The organism is Flavobacterium sp. ST-158 (assembly GCF_058309975.1).
This window is the reverse complement of sequence record NZ_JBZEEN010000005.1, coordinates 115,238-136,013: the sequence shown is the minus strand read 5'-3', so window position 1 is coordinate 136,013 and position 20,776 is coordinate 115,238. Positions and strand designations below refer to the sequence as shown.

The 20,776-nt window shown below is 32.3% G+C and carries 21 protein-coding genes; 14 read left to right on the top strand and 7 right to left on the bottom strand.

Annotated features, from left to right (window positions below; all coding sequences use genetic code 11):
• Positions 1 to 2: 2 nt before the first annotated feature.
• Positions 3 to 824, bottom strand: coding sequence for a dihydropteroate synthase (folP, locus tag AC4FRF_RS09510; protein WP_491159263.1), 822 nt, complete (start codon positions 822 to 824; stop codon positions 3 to 5).
• An 81-nt stretch (positions 825 to 905) separates the two neighbouring features.
• Between folP and AC4FRF_RS09505 the strand changes: the two genes are divergently transcribed.
• The 6 genes from AC4FRF_RS09505 to AC4FRF_RS09480 all read left to right on the top strand — a co-directional run bounded on the left by AC4FRF_RS09505 (position 906) and on the right by AC4FRF_RS09480 (position 5,410).
• A complete protein-coding gene (locus tag AC4FRF_RS09505; RefSeq protein WP_491159262.1) occupies positions 906 to 1,454 on the top strand; it encodes a DUF1599 domain-containing protein in 549 nt (182 codons plus the stop codon).
• 6 nt (positions 1,455 to 1,460) lie between these two features.
• Positions 1,461 to 2,561, top strand: a complete 1,101-nt coding sequence (locus AC4FRF_RS09500; RefSeq protein ID WP_491159261.1) for a BT_3928 family protein — start codon at positions 1,461 to 1,463, stop codon at positions 2,559 to 2,561.
• A 282-nt stretch (positions 2,562 to 2,843) separates the two neighbouring features.
• A complete protein-coding gene (locus tag AC4FRF_RS09495; RefSeq protein ID WP_491159260.1) occupies positions 2,844 to 3,350 on the top strand; it encodes a TlpA family protein disulfide reductase in 507 nt (168 codons plus the stop codon).
• A gap of 46 nt (positions 3,351 to 3,396) precedes the next feature.
• Positions 3,397 to 4,149, top strand: a complete 753-nt coding sequence (tpiA, locus tag AC4FRF_RS09490) for a triose-phosphate isomerase (RefSeq protein ID WP_439228433.1) — start codon at positions 3,397 to 3,399, stop codon at positions 4,147 to 4,149.
• A gap of 107 nt (positions 4,150 to 4,256) precedes the next feature.
• A complete protein-coding gene (gene prmA / locus AC4FRF_RS09485; protein ID WP_491159259.1) occupies positions 4,257 to 5,090 on the top strand; it encodes a 50S ribosomal protein L11 methyltransferase in 834 nt (277 codons plus the stop codon).
• A 44-nt stretch (positions 5,091 to 5,134) separates the two neighbouring features.
• Entirely contained in the window at positions 5,135 to 5,410 is a 276-nt protein-coding gene (locus AC4FRF_RS09480) for an ATP-dependent Clp protease adaptor ClpS (RefSeq protein WP_491159258.1), read from the top strand.
• A gap of 182 nt (positions 5,411 to 5,592) precedes the next feature.
• On the opposite strand, the gene AC4FRF_RS09475 is transcribed toward AC4FRF_RS09480, so the two are convergent.
• Both AC4FRF_RS09475 and AC4FRF_RS09470 read right to left on the bottom strand, forming a co-directional pair.
• Complete coding sequence (locus AC4FRF_RS09475) at positions 5,593 to 6,006, bottom strand: DUF6691 family protein (RefSeq protein ID WP_491159256.1); 414 nt, start codon at positions 6,004 to 6,006, stop codon at positions 5,593 to 5,595.
• A gap of 94 nt (positions 6,007 to 6,100) precedes the next feature.
• Positions 6,101 to 6,658, bottom strand: coding sequence for a YeeE/YedE family protein (locus AC4FRF_RS09470; RefSeq protein WP_491159255.1), 558 nt, complete (start codon positions 6,656 to 6,658; stop codon positions 6,101 to 6,103).
• A gap of 183 nt (positions 6,659 to 6,841) precedes the next feature.
• On the opposite strand from AC4FRF_RS09470, the gene AC4FRF_RS09465 reads away from it, so the two are divergent.
• The 4 genes from AC4FRF_RS09465 to AC4FRF_RS09450 all read left to right on the top strand — a co-directional run bounded on the left by AC4FRF_RS09465 (position 6,842) and on the right by AC4FRF_RS09450 (position 10,471).
• Positions 6,842 to 7,363 (top strand): 2-dehydro-3-deoxyphosphooctonate aldolase, encoded by a 522-nt coding sequence (locus AC4FRF_RS09465; protein ID WP_491159254.1) that lies wholly within the window; start codon positions 6,842 to 6,844, stop codon positions 7,361 to 7,363.
• Between the two features lie 121 nt (positions 7,364 to 7,484).
• Complete coding sequence (gene kdsA, locus AC4FRF_RS09460; RefSeq protein WP_491159253.1) at positions 7,485 to 8,303, top strand: 3-deoxy-8-phosphooctulonate synthase; 819 nt, start codon at positions 7,485 to 7,487, stop codon at positions 8,301 to 8,303.
• Positions 8,304 to 8,326: 23 nt separating this feature from the next.
• A complete protein-coding gene (locus AC4FRF_RS09455) occupies positions 8,327 to 9,169 on the top strand; it encodes a hypothetical protein (protein WP_491159252.1) in 843 nt (280 codons plus the stop codon).
• Between the two features lie 201 nt (positions 9,170 to 9,370).
• Positions 9,371 to 10,471, top strand: coding sequence for a PAS domain-containing sensor histidine kinase (locus tag AC4FRF_RS09450; protein ID WP_491159251.1), 1,101 nt, complete (start codon positions 9,371 to 9,373; stop codon positions 10,469 to 10,471).
• Between the two features lie 41 nt (positions 10,472 to 10,512).
• On the opposite strand, the gene AC4FRF_RS09445 is transcribed toward AC4FRF_RS09450, so the two are convergent.
• The 4 genes from AC4FRF_RS09445 to dnaK all read right to left on the bottom strand — a co-directional run bounded on the left by AC4FRF_RS09445 (position 10,513) and on the right by dnaK (position 17,086).
• Positions 10,513 to 11,700 (bottom strand): acetate/propionate family kinase, encoded by a 1,188-nt coding sequence (locus AC4FRF_RS09445; RefSeq protein WP_491159250.1) that lies wholly within the window; start codon positions 11,698 to 11,700, stop codon positions 10,513 to 10,515.
• A gap of 71 nt (positions 11,701 to 11,771) precedes the next feature.
• Positions 11,772 to 13,865 carry a phosphate acetyltransferase gene (pta, locus tag AC4FRF_RS09440; RefSeq protein ID WP_491159249.1) on the bottom strand — a complete coding sequence of 698 codons (2,094 nt, stop codon included), beginning with the start codon at positions 13,863 to 13,865 and terminating at the stop codon, positions 11,772 to 11,774.
• Between the two features lie 33 nt (positions 13,866 to 13,898).
• Entirely contained in the window at positions 13,899 to 14,969 is a 1,071-nt protein-coding gene (gene corA, locus AC4FRF_RS09435) for a magnesium/cobalt transporter CorA (RefSeq protein ID WP_491159248.1), read from the bottom strand.
• Positions 14,970 to 15,208: 239 nt separating this feature from the next.
• Complete coding sequence (dnaK, locus tag AC4FRF_RS09430; protein WP_491159246.1) at positions 15,209 to 17,086, bottom strand: molecular chaperone DnaK; 1,878 nt, start codon at positions 17,084 to 17,086, stop codon at positions 15,209 to 15,211.
• Between the two features lie 354 nt (positions 17,087 to 17,440).
• On the opposite strand from dnaK, the gene AC4FRF_RS09425 reads away from it, so the two are divergent.
• The 4 genes from AC4FRF_RS09425 (at position 17,441) to AC4FRF_RS09410 (ending at position 20,770) form a co-directional block, all read left to right on the top strand.
• A complete protein-coding gene (locus AC4FRF_RS09425) occupies positions 17,441 to 18,277 on the top strand; it encodes a mechanosensitive ion channel family protein (protein ID WP_491159245.1) in 837 nt (278 codons plus the stop codon).
• Positions 18,278 to 18,365: 88 nt separating this feature from the next.
• Entirely contained in the window at positions 18,366 to 18,755 is a 390-nt protein-coding gene (locus AC4FRF_RS09420) for a DUF1398 domain-containing protein (protein ID WP_491159244.1), read from the top strand.
• Positions 18,756 to 18,885: 130 nt separating this feature from the next.
• A complete protein-coding gene (locus tag AC4FRF_RS09415) occupies positions 18,886 to 20,169 on the top strand; it encodes a serine hydrolase domain-containing protein (RefSeq protein WP_491159243.1) in 1,284 nt (427 codons plus the stop codon).
• Between the two features lie 163 nt (positions 20,170 to 20,332).
• The gene (locus AC4FRF_RS09410) at positions 20,333 to 20,770 is read left to right on the top strand and encodes an acyl-CoA thioesterase (RefSeq protein ID WP_491159242.1); all 438 of its coding nucleotides are present in this window, start codon (positions 20,333 to 20,335) and stop codon (positions 20,768 to 20,770) included.
• Positions 20,771 to 20,776 lie beyond the last annotated feature (6 nt).

Here is a 20,776-nt window from a genome sequence, read left to right as displayed (position 1 = left end):
TACTAGTTCAATTTTTGAAATAATTTTACACATTCAACAGCTTCTGCCACATCATGAACTCTTAAAATTTGAGCCCCTTTAGTCAATGCAATTGTATTTAAAAAAGTAGTTCCGTTCAAGGCTTCTTCGGCACTAATCCCTAAGGTTTTATGAATCATTGATTTTCTGGAAATCCCAATTAATAACGGTAAATCTAAATTATGAAATAATTCTAATTTTTGCATAACTTCATAATTCTGCTCAATTGTTTTTGCAAAACCAAAACCTGGATCCACAATCAAATCATTAATCCCTAAGCTTCTGGCTTTGCTTATTTTTTCAGAAAAATACAATAAAATTTCTTTTATAATATCATCATATTGGGTTAAACTTTGCATGCTTTGTGGCGTACCACGCATGTGCATCATGATGTAAGGCACATTGTATTTTGCAATCACTTCCATCATTTTATCATCTAAATTTCCAGCAGATATATCGTTAATAATAGCAGCACCATTTTCGATACAAGCACTAGCCACATTACTTCTAAAAGTATCTATAGACAATAAAATATCCGGAAAATGTTTCAACAACAACTGTACTACAGGAACAATTCGGCTGAGTTCTTCTTCCTCCGAAACAAACTCGGCACTGGGTTTACTGGAATAAGCGCCAACATCAATAAATGTGGCTCCTTCGTCAAGCATTTTTTGAACTTTAGCAATAATTTGATCATCACTAGAATACTTTCCTCCATCAAAAAAAGAGTTGGGTGTAATATTCAAAATCCCCATCACTTTAGGCTGCGATAAATCAATCAGTTGTCCTTTGCAATTAATTGTCATTTTTTAATCTTTGTTTAAAGTAGAATCCTTTTAAAATTTATCCCTATTTTTGAGAAAATTTTAGACAAATATACATCAATAATGAAGAATACTTCTCAAGAATACGATAAGGTAATTGAAATTTGTCGTTCCTTATTCGTGAATAAAATGCAAGATTATGGAAGTGCTTGGCGTATTTTACGTTTGCCTTCTTTAACCGATCAAATTTTTATCAAAGCCCAGAGAATTCGTAGTTTACAAGAAAACGAAGTTCGAAAAGTTGATGAAGACGAATCGGGTGAATTCATCGGAATTATCAATTATTCTATCATGGCTTTAATCCAATTAGAATTGGGCGTTGTAGACCAACCGGATTTAAACACTGCAAAAGCCACTGCTTTATATGATGCAAAAGTAAAGTTAACCAAAGATTTAATGGAAGCTAAAAATCATGATTACGGCGAAGCTTGGCGCGATATGCGTGTGAGTTCTTTGACCGATTTGATTTTGCAAAAATTACTTCGCGTGAAGCAAATTGAAGACAATAAAGGAAAAACAATCGTATCTGAAGGTATTGATGCCAATTACCAAGACATGATTAACTATTCTATTTTTGCTTTAATTTTAATGGGTTTTGCCAATAAAAAATAACATTTTATGAAGAATATCATTACGCAGTTTTCAAGAATATTTGTTGGAATATTATTTATCATTTCAGGTTTAATTAAACTGAATGACCCAGTAGGTTTCTCTTACAAATTGGCCGAATATTTTAGTGAACCTGTATTTAACTTGCCTTTTTTAGTACCTTTCTGCTTGTCATTAGCGCTATTTTTGGTTATTGTAGAAGTGCTTTTAGGAATCATGTTACTCATTGGTTACAAACCTAAATTTACCATTTGGAGTTTATTGTTAATGATTGTATTTTTTACTTTCTTGACTTTCTATTCCGCCTACTTTGATGTAGTAAAAGATTGTGGTTGTTTTGGAGATGCATTACACCTTACGCCTTGGCAATCATTTACTAAAGATCTAGTCCTTTTATTCTTTATTCTAATATTATTTATCAATAAAAAATTAGTAAAACCATTATTCAGTAAAGGAACTCAAAATCTAATAGCAGCTTTAGGGATGACTGCTGCTATTTTTATGGCATATCATGTACTAAACCATTTACCTATTATTGATTTTCGTCCATACAAAGTAGGAACTAATATTCAAAAGGGAATGGAAATTCCTGAAGATGCCCCACAAGCTGTAGTAGAAATGACTTTTATTTATAAAGTAAATGGAGTTAACAAAGAATTTAGCGAAAACGACTTGATGAATCTTCCCGAAGGTGCCGAATTTGTAGACAGAAAAGATAAGGTAATAACTGAAGGCTATGTACCTCCTATTCATGATTTTACTATGATGAAAGATGGTTCTGATTATAAAGATGAATTACTTTTAGAACCTAAACTATTAATGATAGTAACTTATGATTTGGCTTTATCCGCCGAAGAAGGAATGCAAAAATTAGCAGCCTTAAATAAAAAAGCTACTGCAAAAGGCTATAAAGTAATTGGTATTACCAATTCTTCAGAAGAAGCAATTGCAAAAGCACAAAAAAAATACCATCTAAATTTTGATTTTTATACTTGTGATGCCACTGCATTAAAAACCATTGAAAGAGCTAATCCAAGTATCGTAATTTTAGAAAAAGGTACTGTAAAACAAAAAGTACATTACGAAGATATTAGTGATTTAAAACTGTAAAAAGTAAAAAGCTCATCGGTGCATAAAAGGCATTTATGAGCTTTTTTTATGTATAATTTGAACTTAAAAAAAGCTAAAAAGGGCGTTTATTTCACCATTTTAACAGAAAAACACTCAATTTTAGTTCACTAAATAAAGAAAATCAAAACAACTATTACGTTTTCATTTATCTTTTTATAACTTATAATACTGTATTTGTTATTTTATTAAAGAATATTTAAAAAATAACAATCTAGAAACAGCAATCAAATTGTTTATTTTAACTTTGTTACAATGAAAAACATGAAAATAATAATTGCTTTTTTACTGGTTTTGATCACTATTTCTTTTTCTAAAATAAATACTTCCAAAACTGAATTTTCTAAAAAAGCTTTATCTGAAACGGTATTAAATACTAATGGAGAGCAAATTGCTTTTGAAGCAATTTTATCAAAATTTAAAGGTAAAAATGTAGTCATTGAAGTCTGGGCTTCTTGGTGTGGGGATTGTGTGAAAGCAATGCCAAAAATGAAAGAATTACAAACAGCTCATCCCGAAACTGCTTATGTTTTTATTTCAATGGATAAAACCGTTGATAAATGGAAAGCTGGAATTGAAAAACATCAATTACAAGGAGCGCATTTTATGGCAAATGACCAAATGAGTGGCGTATTTGCAAAAGCGATTGATTTAGATTGGATTCCGAGATACATTATTATTGATAAAACAGGAAAGATTGTATTGTACCGTGCCATTGAAACTGATTTTGACCAAATTAACAGTACTCTAAGTCAATTAGAAAAAGAATAATTTACAGCATAATAAAAAAACAAAATTCAAATATAACACTACTAAAATGAGAAAAAAGATTGTAGCAGGAAACTGGAAAATGCACAAAAATGCCGCACAAACTAGCGAATTATTAAGTGAATTAATTGCAAAAGTACCTGCAAACACTACAGCACAAGTAATTGTGGCTCCTACATTTGTAAACTTAGCTGCAGCTGTAAACCAATTAAAAGGAACTAACATTAGTGTTTCGGCACAAAACGTTCACCAAACTGAAAGTGGTGCATTTACAGGAGAAATTTCTGCTGACATGTTAACAGGAGTTGGTGTAAACACAGTTATTTTAGGTCACTCTGAGCGTAGAGCTATTTTCCATGAAACAGACGCTTTAATTGCTGATAAAGTAAACACTGCTTTAAAACACGATATGACTGTTATTTTTTGCTTTGGTGAAGAATTAAAAGACCGTCAATCAAACAATCACTTCAACATTGTTGAAAACCAATTGAAAGACGGATTATTCCAAATTGATGCTAAATCTTGGGATAAAGTTGTTTTAGCTTACGAACCGGTTTGGGCTATTGGTACAGGTGAAACTGCTTCTCCTGAGCAAGCTCAAGAAATGCACGAATTCATTAGAGAAACAGTTCTTAAAGCTTACGGAAAAGAAATTGCTGAAAATGTTACTATTCTTTACGGAGGTTCAGTAAAACCAGAAAATGCTAAAGAAATTTTCGGAAAACCAGATGTAGACGGAGGTCTTATTGGTGGAGCTGCTTTAAAAGCGGATGATTTTGTTGCAATTGTAACAGCAATCTAAAAAAACAATTCTATATACAGAAAAGCGATAATTCATTTTATCGCTTTTTTTATTTTTCTGATTTTCATAAAAGAGAAATACTACCTTTGCAAAAAATTAAAACAATTATGTCAAATATTTATATCGCCTACCATTTTAGCATTGAACCAAAAGAACTGGGTTCTGAAATTTTAATTGCCGAATTAGGCGAACTTGCTTTCGAGAGTTTTACCGAAACAGAAACCGGAATATCCGCTTTTGTTCAAAAAGATTTATGGGACGAAATGATTCTTGAAAATGTAAATATTTTGCACTCAGAAGAATTTGAAATTGATTATTCTTTTGAAGAAATTGATCAGGTAAACTGGAATGAAGAATGGGAAAAAAACTTTGAACCTATTGATGTAGATGGAAGATGTCATGTTCGCGCTCCTTTTCATCCAAAAACAAATGCAGAATTTGATATTCTAATTGAACCCAAAATGAGTTTTGGTACAGGTCATCATGAAACAACACACATGATGATTCAGCATTTATTAGAAATGGATGTCACTGGAATGAAAACCTTAGACATGGGTTGCGGAACCGCTATTCTTGCTATTCTTGCCGAAATGAAAGGTGCTCAACCTATTGATGCTATTGATATTGACAATTGGTGTTATTTAAACTCTATTGAAAATGCTGAGCGTAATAATTGTAAAAACATTAGTATTTATGAAGGCGATGCTTCTTTATTAAAAGATAAAAAATATGATTTAATTATTGCCAACATTAACAGAAATATTTTGTTGAACGATATGCAAACGTATGTCGATTGTTTGAACCCAAAAGGAACTTTGTTACTAAGCGGTTTTTACAATGAAGACATCCCTTTTATTGATGCTTCCTGCACAGAAAAAGGTTTGACTTATGTTAAAAAATTCGAAAGAAACAACTGGGTTTCACTAAAATACGTAAATTAGTACTCTGTTTATAATCAATGATTAAAGTACAAAAATAGAACACAATGAGTACTAAAGAAAAAATTAGAGAAAGAGTAAGCGTACAAGAAGTCACGGCTAAAAACAATGAAATTATTGTTTACAATGACGATGTAAATACTTTTGACCATGTAATTGAAACCCTAATGCGTGTTTGCCAGCATACACCAGAACAAGCCGAACAATGTTCGTTAATTGTTCATTACAATGGAAAATGTACAGTAAAAACAGGCCCTTTAGACAAATTAAAACCGCAATGCACCCAGCTTTTAGAAGCTGGTTTAAGCGCCGAAATAATTTAATAAACTACAAAATTTACCCAATTTTTAAAGCATTCGTCAAAGCGAATGCTTTTTTTATAGCACTATTTTTTTTACCATGAAGTTAATTAAGAAAATTTAGGCTTAAAGTGTTTTTAAATTCCTTAATTAACTTCATGGTTTAAACCTTTTTTTTTCACACAATTAGCTGTAAAATCGTTTTTTTAATGAGGCAATTTATCTTTTAAAACTCCATAAAGAAAAGTTCCAATAATTGCACCTAAAAGCACTACGATAACACTTGTAAAACCTGCTCCAATTAAAATAAATATAGGCCCTGGACAAGAGCCTACTAAAGCCCATCCTAATCCAAAAATTATTCCACCTAAAACATAACGAGCAGTTGATGGTTCTTTATCGGCAATACGGATTGGAGTTCCTGTACTGTCTTTTAACTCATATTTTTTAATGATTTGAATACCAATAACTCCTGTTAAAACAGCAACCATAATAATTCCGTACATGTGGAAAGATTGAAATTGAAACATCTCATAAATGCGGTACCAAGAAACAGCCTCTGATTTTGTTAAAACAATTCCGAAAACAAATCCAACCAAAATAAATTTTATTAATTTCATATTTAAATATTTATTGTTTTTTATAGGTAATATGTAATTCGCATATAACCAATTGGTAATTTCAACCAATTTTAGTTTATGCTCATTTCATATTTTATACAATTAAAGGTAAAATAAAATGAGCCATAATTAATCCGCCAATAAAAAATCCTATTACGGCTTTTAAAGATGGAAGTTGCAAATTGCTCAATCCCGAAATAGCATGTCCTGAAGTACAACCACCAGCATAACGGGAACCAAATCCAATAAAGATTCCTCCAATAATCAAAATTAAAATTGCTTTTGGAGAAGTAAAAACTTGATTAGAAAACAAGGCATCTGGCATTAACTTTCCTTGTGGCGCATCAATTTGCATCGATTGAAGCATTTCTATTGTGTCAGGATTGATGGACACATTAGAAGAATCACTCAAATAATGTGTAGCCACAAAACCGCCCAACATAGCTCCTGCCACTACAGCAAGATTCCAACGTTGAGACTTCCAATCCCAATCAAAAAAAGAAACTCTTTTTCCGGCGCCAGCCATACTACACAAAGTTCTTAAGTTGGAAGACATCCCAAATGACTTTCCAAAATAAGTCAGAATTAGCATTACTAAGCCGATTAGAAACCCCGAAACATACCATGTCCAGGTGTGATAAATTAATTCCATATTTATTACTTTTTTTGGCAAAGTTAGTCAGTTCGTTTTCATTTGAATGTGAGAAAAGTTACAGAAGTCCAAAAAAAAAATTCAATTTTCAAAAAAAAGTAAAAAAACACTATAAACTTTGAAGTTCTCAATATCTTTGTAAGACTATTAAGAGTACCATTATTTCAAAATGAATTCAATTTTATGAAATCACAATTAATAAAAATCTTCCGAAAACAAATACAAGAAAACAAAAAGCTAATATTCTTTATAGTATCTAAGAAAATAATTTTAGCAATAGCTTTATTATTCTTAAGTAGTTCATGTATCAGTACCAAATCAACTTTGAAAAACGTAGATAATAACGCTCCTATTCCCAAACTTTCTAAAAACAACACTTTTATTATTACCGAATACAGTAAAGACAAAAAATACGGTTACAATAAAGACTATCCTATTAATATTTTTTATTACAATACTTATAACGAACAATTAAACGAAGAACGTTTTTTGAATGCTTTAGCTGGTCCAAAAGGTGAAAAAATCACCTATACTAAAATAGAAAGTTGTTGTCCATTTCCTTCCAAAAGAACTGCAATGGGTGCTGGTTTTTTGAATGTGTATGAAATTCGTTGGGAAGGTCAGAAAAAACCAATTACTTTATATCTTAATATTTACGAAAAAGGATTCTTAATGTGTCCAATGGGACTTTCTATTAAAAAGTAAAAACACTAAACTACAATATCGATATAGTAGTTATTTTTTAGGTTTTAACACCAAAAAAAATCAAAAATCAAATCTCTAAATTGCAAATCATAACTACCTTTGCAATCACAAAAAATCACCTATGAACATACAAAATATTCCTCAAATTAAGCATACCGAAAGTGGTAATTTCTTCTTACTTTCAGGTCCATGTGCCATCGAAGGAGAAGAAATGGCCATGCGTATTGCCGAAAAATTAGTTGGCATTACAGATAAACTTCAAATTCCTTACGTTTTTAAAGGTTCTTTTAAAAAAGCCAATCGCTCAAGAATTGATAGTTTTTCAGGAATTGGAGATGAAAAAGCTTTAAAAATCCTTCGAAAAGTTTCTGAAACTTTTCATGTCCCAACTGTAACTGACATCCATACCAATGAAGATGCAGCTATGGCAGCACAATATGTAGATGTACTACAAATTCCAGCATTTTTAGTGCGTCAAACTGATTTAGTTGTGGCTGCTGCCAATACCGGAAAAACAGTCAACTTGAAAAAAGGACAATTTATGAGTCCTGAAAGCATGAAACATGCGGTACAAAAAGTATTGGATTGCAACAATCAAAACGTAATGATTACCGATCGTGGAACTATGTTTGGATACCAAGATATGATTGTTGATTTTAGAGGAATCCCGACCATGCAACAATATGCTTCAACCGTATTGGATGTAACACATTCACTTCAACAACCTAACCAAACGGCAGGTGTAACTGGTGGTCGTCCGGATATGATTGAAACCATTGCTAAAGCAGGAATTGCAGTAGGCGTAGACGGAATCTTTATTGAAACACATTTTGATCCTGCTAACGCCAAAAGTGATGGTGCTAACATGTTACATTTAGATTATTTTGAAGATTTAATGACCAAATTAGTAGCCATTAGAAAAACCGTAAATACATTCTAATTCAAAATTTTAAATACAATTCCGTGAAAAAATTATTTACTGCTGCTGTTGTAGCATTGTTATTCACAAACTGTCTTAGTGCTCAAGAAGAAATAAAAGTACAAGAAAAATACACTGCTCATAATAAAGGAAAATTCTTCATCTCTTGGGGAGGTAATCGTGATAGTTACTCCAAATCAGATGTAACTTTTAGAGGAGATGGATACAAATTTACCGTTGAAGATATGGTCTCTCATGACAAACCAAAAGGTTGGCATGTAGACTATGTAAATCCTGGAAACATGACTATTCCTCAAACTAACTTCCGATTGGGGTATTTCTTTAGTGATCATTACAGCGTGACTATCGGTTTGGATCATATGAAATATGTAATGACACAAAATCAAATGGCCAAAGTTACGGGTAATATTGCTATTGGTTCTGATTTTGATGGTACATACAATCATACTTTAACCGAAATGACTCCTGAGTTTTTAAAATACGAGCATACGGACGGATTAAATTATATCCACACAGAAGTTTCTCGTTTTGATGATATTTCAAAACTATTTAAACTTCCTAATACTGATAAAGTACAGATTAACTTAACAGAAGGTCTTGGTGCCGGACTTTTGTATCCAAAAACCAATACTACCTTGTTAGGAAAGGAACGCCACGACGATTTTCATGTTTCTGGTTATGGAATATCTGCAAAAGCAGGATTAAATTTTACTTTCTTCAAACATTTTTATATTCAGGGAGAATTAAAAGGCGGTTATATCAACATGCAGGATATTCGTACAACACAAAGTCCAACTGACAAAGCAGCACAGGATTTTTTCTTTTTCCAAAGAATTATTGCTTTTGGAGGAATATTCAAAATATAAATTAAGTTCTTTAATAAGAGATTTGTACTTCAACAAATCTCTTATTATTTAGAAATACTCTATTTAATAGTCAAATGAAATAGTAATTTATTTTATCCGTAATTTAACATTTTGATAAAATCAATTATTTTATAAAAAATACTCCCCAAGTCTTTTTTAAAAACCTATTTATTTTACACTATTTATAATTAGTAAAAAATTATGACTAAAAATAGAGAAGATAACTTTGCACAAGACTTTGAGGTTTTTAATAATTTTGAAAAATTTTTCAATATTTCTCACGATTTGTTTTGTATTGCGGGCTACGATGGATATTTTAAAAAAATAAACCCCGCTGTTTCTAAACTTTTAGGATATTCTGAAGAAGAATTATTAGCAAGTCCTATTAATAATTTTGTCTATCAAAACGATAAAGAAAAAACAGATTTAGTTAGAAATGAATTAAAAAAACAAGTTCCTTTGTTTGGTTTCGAAAACAGATATCTAACTAAAAGCGGACAAATAGTTTGGCTTTTATGGACTTCCATACCTGTTGAAGAAGAAAAAAGAATTTATGCCGTTGCAAAAAATATTACTCACAAAAAAGAACTGGAACAGGAACGAAAATTACATTTAAAAAGACTTACTGAAATCAACAATGAGTTCAAACAACTCAGCTATTCCACAGCTCATGATTTAAGGTCTCCCGTAAACAATATGCTTTCTATTTTTGAATTAATGGAAACTGATGACATAAAAAATGAGGAAACTTTGGAATATATCAATATTCTAAAAAGTACCACTGACACTTTAAAAGAAAACCTTAACGAGTATGTTAAAATTCTTAATTCTAAAAATCAGAGTAATTCTCAATTAGAAGAAATTGATTTATATAGTACTTTAAATGAAGTTTTAATTTCAATCAATTCATTAATAGAAAATTCGCAAACAACCATAAACGTTGATTTTTCAAAAAAAGACACAATCTATTTTAATAAATCTTACCTAAAAAGTATTTTTTTAAATTTAATTACAAATGCCATAAAATACGCAAAACCGAATTGTTTAACAACAATATCGATTCATTCTGAAATTAAAGGCAATAATACTCAATTAATTATTTCTGATAACGGTATTGGATTTGACTTAGAAAAGGTGAAAGATAAAGTTTTTGGATTGAATCAAACTTTCAACTATCATAGTGACAGTAATGGTATAGGACTATATTTAGTGCATAATTATATTACTAATCTTGGAGGAACTATTAGCCTTGAAAGTAAAGTTAATGAAGGAGCTACTTTTACAATAGCCTTCAAAAATTAAAAAATAAAGCTTCTTTTTTAAGAAGCTTTATTTGTAAAAAACTAATTCAAAATCAAATCATATACCTGATTGGCTATTTCTAATTCTTCGTTAGTTGGAATCACTAAAATTTTAGCTTTTGAATTTGAAGTATTAATTTCTCTAATTTCCGAAGAACGGATTTCATTTTTAGCCTGATCCAATTCGATTCCTAAAAATTCCATTTCATTACAAACTGATTTTCTAATATATGAGGAGTTTTCACCAATTCCTGCGGTAAAAATGATTGCATCTACTCCATTCATGACTGCAGCATAAGAACCAATATATTTTTTAATTCGATATACATTCATGTCAAGAGCTAATTGGCAATTTAAATCTCCCTTTTCAGCATTAGCTTGAATGTCTCTCAAATCGCTATAACCGGTAAGTCCCAGCATACCACTTTTTTTCAACAATAAATCGTTTACTTCATTTACAGAATAGCCTAAAGAATTTATCATATAAAAAATCACCGACTGATCGATATCTCCAGAACGAGTTCCCATAATTAATCCACTAGATGGAGCAAAGCCCATAGAATGATCGACGCTTTTACCATCTTTTATTGCGGTAATACTACATCCATTCCCTAAATGAATGCTTATTATTTTTGACTCCTTTTTACCTAAATAATCTATGGCTTGTTCTGAAACATATTTATGACTTGTACCGTGAAAACCATACAATCTAATTTTATTTTCTGTCAAAAATTGGTTAGGAATGGCATATTTATAAGCTATTTCAGGAATAGTTTGATGAAAAGCAGTATCAAAAACAGCAACCTGTGTGGCTTTTTCAAATATTGAAGAAGCTACATTTATGCCTTCCAAATGGGCTGGATTATGTAAAGGAGCCAATCCAAAAAGTTGTTTTATTTTATATTTTACATCTTCATCAATAACAACTGTTTTAGAAAAAGTTGCACCACCATGTACTACCCGATGTCCAACAGCATCTATCTCTGATTTGCTTTTTATAACCCCTACTTCATCATCCGTTAAAAGTTGTGCTATTTTTTCTAATCCAATTTTATGATTAGGAATTGGCAAAATCTCTTCCAGTTTAACCTTATTGGTTTTATACACTAAGTTAGAAGTCTCTAGTCCTATTCTATCAATCAATCCACTACAAATCACCTCTTGAGACGGCATCTCGATTAATTGGTATTTTATAGATGAACTTCCTGAATTTATGATAACTATTTTCATTTTTCTTAAAAGATTAAAAAATTGAAATATTAATCTTTAAATCATTAAATACTTCAATCTTTAAATTAAAATTACAATCCCTGCGCCTGAATAGCTGTAATCACGACCGTATTAATAATATCATCTACGGTACAACCACGACTTAAATCGTTTACTGGTTTATTCAACCCTTGTAACATTGGACCAATGGCTAAGGCTCCAGTTTCTCTTTGTACGGCTTTATACGTATTGTTTCCTGTATTCAAATCGGGGAAAATCAATACGCTTGCCTGTCCAGCTACTTCTGAATTTGGCATCTTGCTTTGACCTACTTCCATATCTACAGCTGCATCATACTGAATAGGTCCTTCAATTTTTAAATCAGGGCGTTTTTTCTTTACAATTTCGGTGGCAGTTCTTACTTTTTCAACCTCATCCCCTTTTCCAGACGAACCTGATGAATACGACAACATAGCCACTTTAGGTTCAATACCGAATGCCAAACTGGAATCGGCAGAAGAAATGGCTATTTCGGCTAATTGTTCGGCTGTTGGATTAGGATTGATGGCGCAATCACCAAAAATGGAAACTCTATCTTCCAAACACATAAAAAATATGGACGACACCACACTGGAATTCGGTTTGGTTTTAATGAATTGCAAAGCAGGCAAAATGGTGTGTTGCGTGGTATGAGCAGCTCCTGAGACCATTCCGTCGGCATGACCTTTGTAGACCATCATTGTTCCAAAATAAGACACGTCTTCCATTAAATCCCTAGCCATTGCCATAGATACATTCTTGTTTTTTCGAAGTTCATAATAAGTACTTACATAATCTTCATAATACGGAGATTCAATAGGAACTATAATGTTTACTTTCGAAAAATCAAATGTAATTCCTAACTCGGTAACTTTTTGCTCGATTTGTTTTTTATTTCCAATAATTGAAATATCGACCACGTCCATAGCTAATAATCGTGAAGTAGCAATAATAATTCTGTCGTCATTTCCTTCCGGTAAAACAATATGTTTTCGATGTTGTTTGGCTCTTTTTACCAAATTGTACTGAAACATTTTAGGTGTCATTCCATCCGCCTCAAAAGCACTTAATTTATTGGCCAGTTCATCTAGATTTATATATTTCTCGAAAGTACTAATAGATGTTTCTATTTTGTGTTTATTCTCGGCATAAATTTTAGATTGAATAGAACCTATTTTATTAGTAATGCGATAGGTTCCTCCTTCTACCGAAATAATGGGTACCACACTATGCAAACCTTCAATTAATTTTAAAATAGTATCTTCAGGCAAAATATTTCCTGTTAGAACAATTCCTGAAATCGACGGATAATTAGCCGATTCATTAGCTTGTAAAGCTCCTAAAATAATATCAGCTCTATCTCCTGGAGTAATCACTAGGGCATTTTCTTTAAGGTGTAATAAATAGTTGCGCAACTGCATGGCACCCACACTATAATTTCCTACTTCATTATTAATAAAATCTTTCCCAAAAAGAACTTTAGCATCCAATTCTTCCACAATTTCCTTTACTGTAGGATTGTTCAAGCTAGAAACTACTGGAATAGCACTTACCAAAACTTCTTTTGGTAAAACACTACGCAAACCTTCTTCTGCTAATTGTAAATTCTCCGGTTGAATTTTATTCGCTATAAAAGCTAAAACTTCGACCTCTTTATTTTTGAAAGAATCATAAGCCAGATATTCTCCATCCAAGAATTCTTCTAAGGTTTTCCCAACACCCGAACCGACAATGATGGCGGGAATACCTAAATTTTTAGCAATCAAGACATTCATATCTAATTCGATTGCCGTTCCTTCACCACTGAAACTGGTTCCTTCCACCAAAACAAAATCAAAACGTTCTTCTAAACGTTTGAATTTTTCAATAATCAAGTCCAGAACATCACCAATTTTTCCCTTATTTTTTTTCTTGATTAACTGACTTTTGGTGATTGCAAAGGCATCATCAAAAGAAATGTCCAAACCAAAATAAGAAATAACAGTTTCGATATGGTTATCTAATTTTCCGTCTTCAAAATCTTCGATAATAGGTCTAAAATAGCCCACTTTAGCCGTTTTACCAATCAGCATACTCATTAATCCCAGCGTGATAATCGATTTACCACTATTACTTTCTGAAGTAGCGATATAAATTGCTTTGTTCATTATATTGACTTTTATATTCTATTTATTTTAGTTTTAAAACCATTTAATTTTTTTAAAATAAGCTATCATTCCTAATACCAATAAAAACATAACTCCTATGATTACAAAATAACCATAATGGTAATTCAATTCTGGAATGTATTCAAAATTCATCCCGTAAATTCCAGCCAGAAAAGTCAAAGGAATGAATATAGCCGAAACGATCGTTAGCGTTTTCATAATTTCATTCATCTTATGTCCTTGAGACGAAAAAAAGAAATTAGACGCACTTTCGAGCATTCCCATATCTGATTCTATTTGTTCTAATAATTCTAAACTTTTTTGATGCAATCGGGAAAAATACACATAGGAATCTTCCTCAATTACATTGCAGATAGAATCTTCTTTTAAACTTTTAATTCCTGTCAAAGAATCACGCAATGGAACAATGGAACGCTTTAAAAAATTAAAATTATCTCGGTGTTTTTCTATTCGTACCAAAATATTAGGATCGGCACTTCTTTTAGATAACATCAATAATTCTTCTACTTTATCTTCTTCATTTTCGATAGTGATATAAAAATTTTCAATAACGGCATCCAAAAGCAAGTACAACAAATAATCTGTTTTTTTGGCTCTCACCACACCGGTTTTAGTTCGAATACGTTCCCGAATATGAGTAAAAAAATCACTGCGCTTTTCCTGAAACGAAATCAACACATTCTCTTTTATTAAAAAACTAATTTGCTCCACACTGATATTATCTGAATTTTCGGTTGGCAAAATAGATTTTATATTAAAAAACAAACTCTCAATATTAATCTCAACCTTAGTTCTTCGCGTTGTATTTAAAATATCCGAAAGCAAAAAATTACCAATATCAAAAAACACACCTATTCCTTCTACAATATTTATATCGTTCAATCCATGTAAGTTTAGCCAATTATTCTTAGATAAATCTATACTTGTTTTTAAATCAGCTAGTACTATATTTTGATTTTCTATTAAAGAAGATTCATCATACACAAATAGCTGCATTTCCGACTCTGAACGCTTATGCCTTCCCGTATATTCCAATGGGTTAGCTTGTACTTTTCTGGCTTTTTTATATTTTATTTTTCTCATACAAAAATCATTTAATAGTAATATTACAAAAAACTTTTGGCAAAGAAGAACAACTTAACATTTTTAAAACATGAATTAACACTGACAAAAGTAATTTGAAAAGCCGTTTTGTTTTATGAGATAAATCATTTTTTAATATAATTATTCAGCTTTAATAATTCAATTTCAAAAAAAGACATAAAAAAACCGAGCCATTTCTGACCCGGTTTTATCTTAATACTAATTTCTTAGTACTAAAATTATTTTACTTCTTCGTAATCTACGTCTTGAACGTTGTCACCTTCAGCTTGTGGTTCAGCAGCAGCTTGACCTTGCTCTCCTTGAGCATACATAGCTTCAGTAGCAGTTTTCCAAGCAGCATTTACATTATCTAAACCTTTTTGGATAGCAGCAATATCTTGAGATTGGTGTGCCATTCTTAATTCAGTTAAAGCAAATTCGATAGCTGTTTTGTGCTCATCTGTTAATTTATCTCCTAACTCTTTCAATTGAGATTCAGTTTGGAAGATAGTACTGTCAGCTTCGTTCAATTTTTCAGCTCTTTCTTTAGCTTGTCTGTCAGCATCAGCATTAGCTTCAGCATCTTTTTTCATTTGTTCGATTTCTTCAGCAGTTAAACCAGAAGAAGCTTCGATACGGATATCGTGAGATTTTCCAGTTCCTTTATCTGTAGCAGAAACTTTGATGATACCATTAGCATCAATATCAAAAGAAACCTCGATTTGTGGAACTCCTCTTGGTGCTGGCGGAATACCATCTAAGTGGAAACGACCAATTGTTTTGTTATCAGCAGCCATTGCTCTAGCACCTTGCAATACGTGAATTTCAACAGATGGTTGAGAATCAGCAGCAGTAGAGAATACTTGAGATTTTTTAGTTGGGATAGTAGTGTTAGCTTCGATAAGAACAGTCATTACACCACCCATAGTTTCGATACCTAAAGATAATGGAGTAACGTCAAGCAACAATACATCTTTTACATCTCCAGAAAGTACACCACCTTGGATAGCAGCACCGATAGCTACAACCTCATCAGGGTTAACACCTTTAGAAGCTTTTTTACCAAAGAATTTTTCAACTTCTTCAACGATTCTTGGGATACGAGTAGAACCTCCAACCAAGATAACTTCGTCGATATCAGAAACTGTTAAACCTGCATTTTTCAACGCTTTAGCAACTGGTGCCATAGAACGTTTTACTAATGAATCAGTCAATTTCTCAAATTGAGAACGAGATAATTTTTTAACTAAGTGTTTTGGTCCAGAAGCCGTAGCCGTTACGTATGGTAAGTTGATTTCAGTCTCTGCAGAAGAAGATAATTCAATTTTAGCTTTCTCAGCAGCTTCTTTAATACGTTGTAATGACATTGGGTCTAAACGCAAGTCAATTCCTTCTTCAGCTTTGAATTCGTCAGCTAACCAGTCAATGATTACGTGGTCAAAATCATCACCTCCTAAGTGAGTATCACCATCAGTAGACAATACTTCAAAAACTCCGTCTCCTAATTCAAGAACAGAGATATCAAAAGTACCTCCACCTAAATCGTAAACAGCAATTTTTTGATCAGTTCCTTTTTTATCTAATCCATAAGCTAATGCAGCAGCAGTAGGCTCATTGATGATACGCATTACTTTCAAACCAGCAATTTCTCCAGCTTCTTTAGTAGCCTGACGTTGCGCATCGTTAAAGTATGCAGGAACAGTAATAACTGCTTCAGTAACTGTTTGACCTAAATAGTCTTCAGCAGTTTTTTTCATTTTTTGAAGTGTCATTGCAGACAATTCTTGAGCAGTGTATAAACGACCGTCAATATCCACACGTGGAGTATTGTTGTCTCCTTTTACTACACTGTAAGGAACTCTTTTTGCTTCTTCAGTAATTTCAGCAAAAGTGTGTCCCATAAAACGTTTGATAGAAGCAATAGTCTTAGTTGGATTAGTTACTGCTTGTCTTTTTGCAGGATCACCCACTTTAATTTCTCCACCTTCAACAAAAGCGATGATAGATGGTGTAGTTCTTTTTCCTTCTGCATTAGGAATAACAACTGCTTCACTACCTTCCATTACAGAAACACAAGAGTTGGTCGTACCTAAATCAATTCCGATTATTTTACCCATTTTTAATATATTTAATTTTTATTATATACTCGATTTAATAACTCATGGTGCATAAGTCAATCTTTATGCCAAGATAAAAGCCTGCGGTAAATTGACATAAATAATTTAAATTGACACAAAACTACTGACAAGATGACATTTCCAACTAACTGACAGAACTGCAAAATAAATTTTAAAACTGTCATAATCTTAATTTAGCAGCTATTTCCCGCTTTCCGCTTTATCTTTATGTTCTTAAAGAAAGAACATAAAGGATGCCGCTGCTATCGGGGCTGGAAATAAAGAATCATTTTAACAATAAAAAAACTAAAACTGTTTTCACTTTTATTATTTTTAAAGTCTAAAAATCTCATTATGCTAAACATCAAAACCGATCTAAAACTACTTACCACTATAATTCTAATTCTCTTATTTACCTTTATTCTAGGAGCCATTATAGATAGAATACTAAAACGTTTTTTATATAAAGGATTAGAACACAAAGATTTTGATGTAACTGGATTCAAGTTTTTAAAACACCTTATCATTACCGTTATCTACATTCTTGGAGTTTCGTTTGCTCTGATTCAAATTCCCGAATTCAAAATCATCGGACATTCTTTATTAGCTGGTGCTGGAGTACTTTCGTTAATTGCGGGTTTAGCTTCGCAACAAGCATTAAGCAATATAATGAGTGGAATATTTTTAGTGATTTTTAAACCTTTCCGCATTAATGATCGTATTACTATAAATAACTTTACTGGAATTGTAGAAGATATTAACCTTAGACAAGTTGTTTTGAAAGATGTAGAAAACAACCGAATTATTATTCCTAATTCGGTCATCAGTAACGGAATCATATTAAACACAAATATGCAGGATACCAAATGCTGCAAAGCTATAGAAATTGGTATCGGTTACGAATCAGACATTGAAAAAGCTTTGGCTATTATGCAGGAAGAGGTAAGCAAACATCCTTTATTTATTGACACTAGAACACCCGAAAATATTCTTAACAATGCACCTTTAGTAGTGGCTAGAGTAGTTGCCTTGGCAGATTCGAGTGTCAATTTAAAAGCTTGGGCTTGGACCAAAAATCACAGTGACGGATTTATTATGTATTGTGATTTACTCCAAAGCATCAAAAAACGCTTTGATCAGGAAGACATTTCAATTCCTTTTCCGCAAAGAGAGATTACAATAAAAAAATAACAATTAGAGGTTTCTATCAAAAGTTAAAACTCGATAAAAAATGATTGCTTTTTATAAGCTATATTTGAAAACCTAAAAATTTAAAAATATGTTTACCATAGAACAAATCAAAGCAGCACATGCCAAAGTAAAATCAGGTGCTGATTTCCCTCAATACATTCAGGATTTAATTCAGTTGGGCGTACAAGGTTACGATACCTTTGTGCACGACGGTCATGTAGAATATTTTGGAAAAGACAATTGTAGAGCAGCTGCAACTGACACTTATAACGGCATCAACATTGCTCCTTCGGCTAACAAAGAACGTTTTATAGAATTCTTAGTAATGCATCAAGACGGTCAAACCGATTATCTTACTTTTTGCAACCATGCCGCACAATGTGGAATTGCCAAATGGAGTGTGAACATCATCGAAATGACCTGTACCTACTATGACAGTGCTGAAAATCCTATTCTGATAGAAAAAATTCCGGAGTAAAACTATTCAGAAACACATATAAAAACGGATTTAAGAGATTCCCATAATTTTTTTATATCTGTAAAAATCCGTAACATCAGTCAATCTGTGGGCTATTTTAAACTATTTCATTAAAACTCAAAAAGCAAACATGAAAAAAACGCTTATTGCTCTTTTTAGTATTTGTAGTCTTGGTAATTATGCCCAGACACATTCGATAAAAAACTCACCAAAACTGAGTGAAGCCGACCCCGACAGTGTAGGAATGTCTAGCGAAAGATTAGCTCGTATTGACAACATGCTGAATAAAGCAATTGCCGATTCGGAAATTCCAGGTGCTGTTGCCTTAGTGGCACGACATGGAAAAATTGTTTATCTAAAAGCCTTTGGAACTGCCGATAATGCTAATTCAAAAGACTTAAAAACCGACGCTATTTTTAGAATTGCTTCCCAAACCAAAGCAATCACAACTACTGCAATCATGATGCTTTGGGAAGAAGGCAAATTCAAACTGGACGAACCAATTGCAAAGTATATTCCTGAATTCAAAAATGCACAAGTTTTAGATAGCGTGTATCCCAATGGGAAATATACCACTAAACCTGCCAAAAGAGAAATCACCATTCGCGATTTAATTACACATACCTCTGGAATTGGCTATGGCCAAATTGATAGTGATCCGCGTTTCAAAAAAATCTATCAAGATGCCGGCGTAACCGATTTGTTTACTACTAATAAAATTACCATTGCCGAAAGCATTAAAAAATTAGCCAAGTTACCATTGCATCATAATCCTGGCGAGAAATTCACTTATAGCGAAGGTCTAGATGTTATTGGCTATTTTATTGAAATCATGTCAGGTATGCCAATGGATGAATATTACAGAACTCATATTTTTGAACCTTTAGGAATGAATGACACCTATTTCTATTTGCCCAATTCCAAAGCTAACCGACTGGTTACTGTTCAAACCAAAGAAAAAGGAAAATGGATTCCTTTTCCAAATACTTTTTACGACACCAATTATCCAATAACTGGAGCTAAAAGCTTTTTCTCTGGCGGTGCTGGATTGTCAAGCACTGCTAAAGACTATGCTACTTTCCTTCAAATGTTTTTGAATAAAGGAGAATTAAACGGAATTCGATTATTAAGCAGAACCACTGTTCAATTTATGTTGAGTAACCAAATTGGAGAAATTTGGGCAAATAGTGATGCCAGTCACGGATTAGGTTTTAGAATCTTAAATCAAATGGGACAAAATTTAGGCGGACAAGGTAGCACAGGAACTTTTAACTGGGGCGGTTATTTTAATACCCAATATTTTGCCGATCCTGAAGAGGAATTAATTGGAATCATATTAAAACAAACTCAAAAAACATCTGATGATACGGGTTGGAAATTCCAACTCCTAACAGAACAAGCCATTGATGATTAATTACAATACAAAGTTCACAAAAAGCGGTTTCTATCAATAGAAATCGCTTTTTTAATTATCTAAAAGCATGTTAAAAACAAAATGATATAACAACATTATAAATTCTAATTCCCTAAATTTACGAGAACTTAGAAATGTAAAAACAAAATATTAAGACAACAACATGACCTCTTTTAACAAAATTTTATCTTTTCGTTGGGCGGATTTAGACCCTAATTTTCATGTACGCCATAGTGTTTATTACGATTGTGCAGCCCAACATAGAATGGAAATTTTAGAAAGTCTTGGACTAACCCTAAAAGCATTCCAGTCACAGCATTTTGGCCCTGTCCTTTTTAGAGAAGAATGTATTTTTAGAAAAGAAATTAAACTTAACGACACCATAACCATTCATACTAAAATAGCTAAAATGAGAGCCGATGCCGCTCGTTGGTCAATTTCACATGAATTTAGAAACGAAGACAACCTACTTTGCGCTACCTTAACCGTTGATGGTGCTTGGATGGATACCAAATTGCGTAAATTAGTAGATCCCGTTCCGGAAATAGCTGTTAATGCGTTACAGAGTATCCCAAAAAGCGAAGATTTTATAACATCTTAAGTATTG

What these genes read in the sequence shown, in the direction of transcription:
- folP (WP_491159263.1), bottom strand. Translation starts at nt 824, where the DNA reads ATGACAATTAATTGCAAAGGACAACTGATTGATTTATCGCAGCCTAAA.
- AC4FRF_RS09505 (WP_491159262.1), top strand. Translation starts at nt 906, where the DNA reads ATGAAGAATACTTCTCAAGAATACGATAAGGTAATTGAAATTTGTCGT.
- AC4FRF_RS09500 (WP_491159261.1), top strand. Translation starts at nt 1,461, where the DNA reads ATGAAGAATATCATTACGCAGTTTTCAAGAATATTTGTTGGAATATTA.
- AC4FRF_RS09495 (WP_491159260.1), top strand. Translation starts at nt 2,844, where the DNA reads ATGAAAATAATAATTGCTTTTTTACTGGTTTTGATCACTATTTCTTTT.
- tpiA (WP_439228433.1), top strand. Translation starts at nt 3,397, where the DNA reads ATGAGAAAAAAGATTGTAGCAGGAAACTGGAAAATGCACAAAAATGCC.
- prmA (WP_491159259.1), top strand. Translation starts at nt 4,257, where the DNA reads ATGTCAAATATTTATATCGCCTACCATTTTAGCATTGAACCAAAAGAA.
- AC4FRF_RS09480 (WP_491159258.1), top strand. Translation starts at nt 5,135, where the DNA reads ATGAGTACTAAAGAAAAAATTAGAGAAAGAGTAAGCGTACAAGAAGTC.
- AC4FRF_RS09475 (WP_491159256.1), bottom strand. Translation starts at nt 6,006, where the DNA reads ATGAAATTAATAAAATTTATTTTGGTTGGATTTGTTTTCGGAATTGTT.
- AC4FRF_RS09470 (WP_491159255.1), bottom strand. Translation starts at nt 6,658, where the DNA reads ATGGAATTAATTTATCACACCTGGACATGGTATGTTTCGGGGTTTCTA.
- AC4FRF_RS09465 (WP_491159254.1), top strand. Translation starts at nt 6,842, where the DNA reads ATGAAATCACAATTAATAAAAATCTTCCGAAAACAAATACAAGAAAAC.
- kdsA (WP_491159253.1), top strand. Translation starts at nt 7,485, where the DNA reads ATGAACATACAAAATATTCCTCAAATTAAGCATACCGAAAGTGGTAAT.
- AC4FRF_RS09450 (WP_491159251.1), top strand. Translation starts at nt 9,371, where the DNA reads ATGACTAAAAATAGAGAAGATAACTTTGCACAAGACTTTGAGGTTTTT.
- AC4FRF_RS09445 (WP_491159250.1), bottom strand. Translation starts at nt 11,700, where the DNA reads ATGAAAATAGTTATCATAAATTCAGGAAGTTCATCTATAAAATACCAA.
- pta (WP_491159249.1), bottom strand. Translation starts at nt 13,865, where the DNA reads ATGAACAAAGCAATTTATATCGCTACTTCAGAAAGTAATAGTGGTAAA.
- corA (WP_491159248.1), bottom strand. Translation starts at nt 14,969, where the DNA reads ATGAGAAAAATAAAATATAAAAAAGCCAGAAAAGTACAAGCTAACCCA.
- dnaK (WP_491159246.1), bottom strand. Translation starts at nt 17,086, where the DNA reads ATGGGTAAAATAATCGGAATTGATTTAGGTACGACCAACTCTTGTGTT.
- AC4FRF_RS09425 (WP_491159245.1), top strand. Translation starts at nt 17,441, where the DNA reads ATGCTAAACATCAAAACCGATCTAAAACTACTTACCACTATAATTCTA.
- AC4FRF_RS09420 (WP_491159244.1), top strand. Translation starts at nt 18,366, where the DNA reads ATGTTTACCATAGAACAAATCAAAGCAGCACATGCCAAAGTAAAATCA.
- AC4FRF_RS09415 (WP_491159243.1), top strand. Translation starts at nt 18,886, where the DNA reads ATGAAAAAAACGCTTATTGCTCTTTTTAGTATTTGTAGTCTTGGTAAT.
- AC4FRF_RS09410 (WP_491159242.1), top strand. Translation starts at nt 20,333, where the DNA reads ATGACCTCTTTTAACAAAATTTTATCTTTTCGTTGGGCGGATTTAGAC.